Raw genomic sequence first — 4,826 nt, forward strand, 5'->3', positions numbered from 1 at the left:
GCCATAGCTTAGGCTATGCCTCCTCGTCGTTCCTGCCCTGGACGCCCGCAAGCCCCCTGCTCGCGGCCGCACTCCCCTTTTTCAGCGACCTGCTAGCGGGGCTCCGCCGGGGCCTCGGGCCAGGACCCGCGTTCGCGGTGCTCCACGGTGACCGCCACGTCCGGGTGCGCGGCGCGCACGTGCACCCCAAGCACCTCGGCGAAGTGCACGGACCGATGCTGGCCGCCGGTGCACCCGAAGTGCACGGTCAGGCTGTCGAAGTCGCGCTCCCGGTACGTGGCGATCTGCGCGTCCACCAGGGCCCGGGTCGAGTCCCAGAACGCGGCCGCCTCCGGCAGCGCCTCCAGAAAGTCGCGCACCGGGAGGTCCAGGCCCGTGAGATGGGCGAACGCCTCCTGCCTGCCGGGGTTGGGGATGGCGCGGCAGTCGAAGACGAAGCCCCCGCCGTGGCCGGAGTCGTCGGCGGGTAGCCCACGCTTGTAACTGAAGCTCCCAACGCGCACCGCTAGGCCGGTGGAGGGGGCGGCATCGCGGTGGCCGAACCTCGGGTCGTCGGCGATTCGCCGCAGGACGGCACGCAGCTCCGGGATCGCGGGCTCCAGCGGGTCGTCCCGGAGGAGCAGCCGCAGGTTTGCCGCGGCGTACGGGACGCTCGCCAGGAATCCCGGCTTGCGCTCGTAGAACCCGCGCAAGCCGTAGGCTCCCAGCGCCTGGAGGATGCGCACGAGCACGAACGGCCGCAGGAAGCGCACGAACTCGTCGCGGTCCACAGTGGCCACCTCCCCCAGGGCGTCCAGGTAGGTGGCCAGGAGGTCTTCGCGTACCGACTCGGGCAGCGCCGCCTTGGCGTCGTACAGCAGCGCCGCGACGTCGTACTGGAGGGCGCCACGGCGTCCGCCCTGGTAGTCGATGAACCAGGGCTCACCGTCCACGATCATGACGTTCCGGCTCTGGAAGTCGCGATAGAGGAAGTAGTCGGCCGGCGCGCCGGCGAGGAACGAGGCGAGAGTCCGGAAGTCGTCCTCCAGCCGGGCCTCGCTGAACGGGATGTCGGCCAGCTTGAGGAACAGGTACTTGAAGTAGTTGAGGTCCCACAGGATGGAGCGCGCGTCGAAAGCCTCGCGCGGGTACGCGACCGAGAAATCGACGACGCGCCCCCCCTCGACCTGAAAGCGCGGGAGCCAGCGGATCACCTTGCGGTAGAGATCCAGCGCGTCGCCGGGGAAGGCATCGTCAGGCCGCGCAGCCCGCGCCCGGGCGACCGTCTCGAAGAGCGTCGCGTCGCCGAGGTCGCTCAGCAGGTAGGCCATCTGGTCCTCCGTCTCGGCGTACACCCGGGGCACCGGCAGGCCGGCTTCTCCGAGGGCCGTGGAGAAGGAGAGGAACGCGCGGTTTTCCTCGGCGTCGGCTCCGAGCACGCCGACCACGGACTCCATGCCGGGGGCGCGCAGCCGGTAGTAGCGGCGCGCCGAACCATCCTGGCGGAGTCGCTCGACGGACGTCGGGTCGACCGAGAAGCGCCGTCGAAAAAGCGAGCGGAGGCTCTCGTCGGTCAGCGGACGCCCGCCTCGCGCTGGAGCCAGCGTACGTAGTCGACTATTTCCTGCACGCGATCGGCGGGCACCCCGGGCAGCGGCTGCATGTCCCCGAAATTCCAGTGGTGCGCGCGCGATCCGCGCTGCACGGCCAGGTGGAAGGATACGTCGGCGTGGTGTCCAGGCCGGTAGATGTCGTGGACCAACGGCGGCCCCTGGGTGGTGCCGCTGGCGGCGGGCCCATGGCACTCGGCGCAGTGCGCGTCGAACAGGTCGCGTCCCGACGCCAGCGCCGCCGGCGGAGCGGGCGACACCACGGCCGCCGTGTCGTCGCCGGCAGTGCCGCCGTCCTGTGGCGCGCAGCCGGCGAGCATCAGCGTAGCCGCGGCGCAGAGTGCCGTTGCTCCGAAGCCTAACTTGCGTAGGTCCATGGTCCCTATGATAGACGGGTTCGTCCCGGCGCGGCCACTCCCGGTCGCTCTTCCACGCCGACGCGAGGCTGATCCCGGAGTGCAGACTTCCGGGACGCGGCGCCCTGCTCATCCGGTCGCCCGACCATACGTGGCGCAGGCGGGACCCGGGCCGGTGGAAACGGGCTTCTTCGAGCAGGAGATTGGCCGCAAGGAAGAGCGGTTCGGCGTTGTGGTGCACGCCTTCACTGCTTATGAATCGCGGCGTACGCTCGAGGACGAGCCGTTCACCCGCGGCATCAACGGCGTCCAGCTTCTGGAGCACGATGGGCGATACCGGATCCTGGTCGACTTCATGCGCCCGGCTCGGCGTTGTCTGTTTGCTCGCCGGCTGTGCCGACGGCGAAGGGGCCGGATCGGCCGGCCAACTCGCCTCCCCCCCGGAGGCGGAGATTACGTTGGCCGCGGACGAAGTTTGTCTCGACGTGGGGTACCTGTGCGCCTCTCTCAGCGACTCGGCCTCCTTCCGAGTGCTTCGCTGGCCCGACGAAGTGAGAGGATTGTCGGTGTTCATTCCGGCGCCTGCCGGACTGGATCCGTCGGCGGGGAGGCGCCTGCGAGACGCGGCTGCCCGCGGCATAAGCGCGTGGGACGGAGCGCCCCTGGCGATCGGCGTCACCACCCGCCCGGAGGACCGCTCGGACATCACCGTGACGTGGGTCCGTTCACTCCCGGACTCGCGTCTGGGCCGCGCGCGCGTAGAATGGGCCGTGCGTGACGGCGTGGAACGGTTCGCCGTGCCGCGCTTCGAGTTGACGACCCACGCCTCGGGAGGTGCAACCCGCCTCCGCACGCCCGAGGAGGTGGAGCTGGTCGCGGTCCACGAGATGGGCCACGCGCTGGGGCTGCCGCACAGCGATCGGGAAGCGGACGTCATGTACCCCCAGCGAACAGCGCGGCGACTCACCACACGCGACCACAGGACATCGCTGGCATTGTATCGCCTACCGGGCGGGGCGCTGGTGACCAGGAATCACTGAGGGGGCGAGATGGGCCTGATTCGCACGGTGGGGGCGGTGTTCGTTGGAATGATCGCCGTATTGGTGATGCTTGTAGTGGCGGCTTATGGCGTCAGCGAGTACCGCCTGCGCCGGTTGTGGGAAGTCCAGCCGCGCCCGTTGGAGGTGGCGACGGCGCTGAACATGGAGGAAGCCAGCCGGCTCGCCACGGTGCACGGGTGCACCGAATGCCACGGTCCGGACCTGGGAGGCAGCGTCTTGACGGACGATCCCGTGTTCGGGCGCATCACCGCCCCCAACCTGACCAGAGGCGGCGACGGCGCGGCGGCGCGCTATAACAGCAGCGATTGGGTTCGCGCCATCCGCCACGGGATCGACGCCGAGGGGCGGGGCTTGGTGCTGATGCCATCGGAGTACTTCTACTACCTGGCCGACGATCAGATCGCGGCCGTGATCGAATTCGTCAAGGCGGCCGAACCGTCCAACAGGCGCTTGGATGCCACGAGCCTGGGGCCGGTGGCGCGTGCGCTTTATGCGAGCGGCCTGGCGCCGCTGGTCGCGGCGGACGTGATCGACCACGAGTCCTCGCCGCCCAAGCCCCCTCCAGCGGGGCCGACCGCCGAGTACGGGGCGCACCTGGCGCGTGCCTGCCAGAGTTGCCACGGCGAGAACCTGGCCGGCGGCGCTAGCGGGCCCGCGCCGGCCCCCAACCTAACTCCGCACGCCGCCGGCCTGGGCGACTGGACCGAGGAGCAGTTCCGCGCGGCCATGCGCGAGGGAGTGCGGCCGGACGGCTCGGAGATCGCCGAGGCGATGCCGTGGAAGGCGTTTCGCGCCATGACCGACCAGGAACTCGCGGCGCTGTGGGCCCATTTACGCGAGGTCCCCGCGGTAGTCGTGGCGGAGTGACCCCCAGAGACCCGCTGGAGCGGGCCGCATGGACGCTCGATGTAGACGTGCTGGTAGTAGTCGGAGCGCCCCGCAGCGGTACGACCTGGCTGCAGTCCCTGCTGGCGTCACACCCCGGGGTCGTCACCGGCCCGGAGACCCATTTCTTCCGCTCTTTCGCGGACGCCGACCGCGAGTTCCGGCGCCGTCGCGACCGGCCGGTGGGCGTGTCCGAGTACTGGACGAGCGACCAGTTCCGGCAGGTTGTGGAGCGACTTTTCTGGGGAGCCGTGTCGGCGCTGGAAGCCCCGGACATCCCGGCCCGGTATTTCCTGGAGAAGACGCCCATCCACTGCAAGCACGCCGAGTTCATCCTGCGCGTGTTGCCGCGTGCCCGCTTCCTGCACGTGATACGCGACGGCCGGGCGGTGGCGGCGTCTCTGCTACGTGCGGCGTCGGGGTGGGGCAGCGATTGGGCGCCGGACACCATCTGGCGGGCCGCCGATCGTTGGGGCGACCGCGTTCGCTCCGGTCGCGCCATCCGCGACCTCGTCCCGGAGGCGAGCGCATACCGGGAGGTTCGTTACGAGGACGTGCGTCGCGACCCGGCGGGACACCTGGGGGAGCTGTTCCGCTGGCTGGGTCTGAAGGCCGACGCCGGTCTGCTGGAGAGGGCGGTGGGCGACAACGCCCTGGACACCGGAACGGGGCGGGACTTCGGGACCATCCCGATGGCGGGAGCGAGTGAAAACACGCGTTCGACCGAGGCCTACCCGGAAGGCTTCGTAGGTCCGGCGCCCGTCGACCCGGCCGACATAGACCTCACCGACCCTCAAGTGCGCAAGTTCGAGCTCCACCAGGGGCAGCTACTTACCGAACTCGGCTACCCGCTGCGCTATGCGCGCGGTGGTGCGTTGCGTCGCGCGCTGCTCTCGGACCGCTTGCGCGGCCTATTTCGCCTACCTCCGATCTAG

5 protein-coding genes are annotated in these 4,826 nt (G+C 70.1%); 3 read left to right on the top strand and 2 right to left on the bottom strand.

What is annotated here, in order from left to right; translation table 11 throughout:
• Positions 1 to 92: 92 nt before the first annotated feature.
• Positions 93 to 1,436, bottom strand: a complete 1,344-nt coding sequence (locus ABFS34_15725) for an RNase adapter RapZ (protein ID MEN8376876.1) — start codon at positions 1,434 to 1,436, stop codon at positions 93 to 95.
• A gap of 116 nt (positions 1,437 to 1,552) precedes the next feature.
• Entirely contained in the window at positions 1,553 to 1,966 is a 414-nt protein-coding gene (locus tag ABFS34_15730; protein MEN8376877.1) for a cytochrome c, read from the bottom strand.
• Between the two features lie 437 nt (positions 1,967 to 2,403).
• Here ABFS34_15730 and ABFS34_15735 point away from each other — a divergent pair, with 437 nt between their 5' ends.
• Genes ABFS34_15735 through ABFS34_15745 form a run of 3 tightly spaced genes read left to right on the top strand, consistent with a single transcriptional unit; the run spans position 2,404 to position 4,826 of the window.
• Complete coding sequence (locus ABFS34_15735; protein ID MEN8376878.1) at positions 2,404 to 2,985, top strand: matrixin family metalloprotease; 582 nt, start codon at positions 2,404 to 2,406, stop codon at positions 2,983 to 2,985.
• A gap of 9 nt (positions 2,986 to 2,994) precedes the next feature.
• Entirely contained in the window at positions 2,995 to 3,873 is an 879-nt protein-coding gene (locus ABFS34_15740) for a cytochrome c (GenBank protein ID MEN8376879.1), read from the top strand.
• Positions 3,870 to 4,826 carry a sulfotransferase gene (locus ABFS34_15745; protein MEN8376880.1) on the top strand — a complete coding sequence of 319 codons (957 nt, stop codon included), beginning with the start codon at positions 3,870 to 3,872 and terminating at the stop codon, positions 4,824 to 4,826. The genes ABFS34_15740 and ABFS34_15745 overlap by 4 nt, the downstream gene beginning before the upstream one ends.

It is taken from the genome of Gemmatimonadota bacterium (genome assembly GCA_039715185.1).
In the GTDB taxonomy this organism is placed as follows: Bacteria; Gemmatimonadota; Gemmatimonadetes; order Longimicrobiales; family RSA9; genus DATHRK01.

What these genes read in the sequence shown, in the direction of transcription:
- ABFS34_15740 (MEN8376879.1), top strand. Translation starts at nt 2,995, where the DNA reads ATGGGCCTGATTCGCACGGTGGGGGCGGTGTTCGTTGGAATGATCGCC.
- ABFS34_15725 (MEN8376876.1), bottom strand. Translation starts at nt 1,436, where the DNA reads ATGGAGTCCGTGGTCGGCGTGCTCGGAGCCGACGCCGAGGAAAACCGC.
- ABFS34_15730 (MEN8376877.1), bottom strand. Translation starts at nt 1,966, where the DNA reads ATGGACCTACGCAAGTTAGGCTTCGGAGCAACGGCACTCTGCGCCGCG.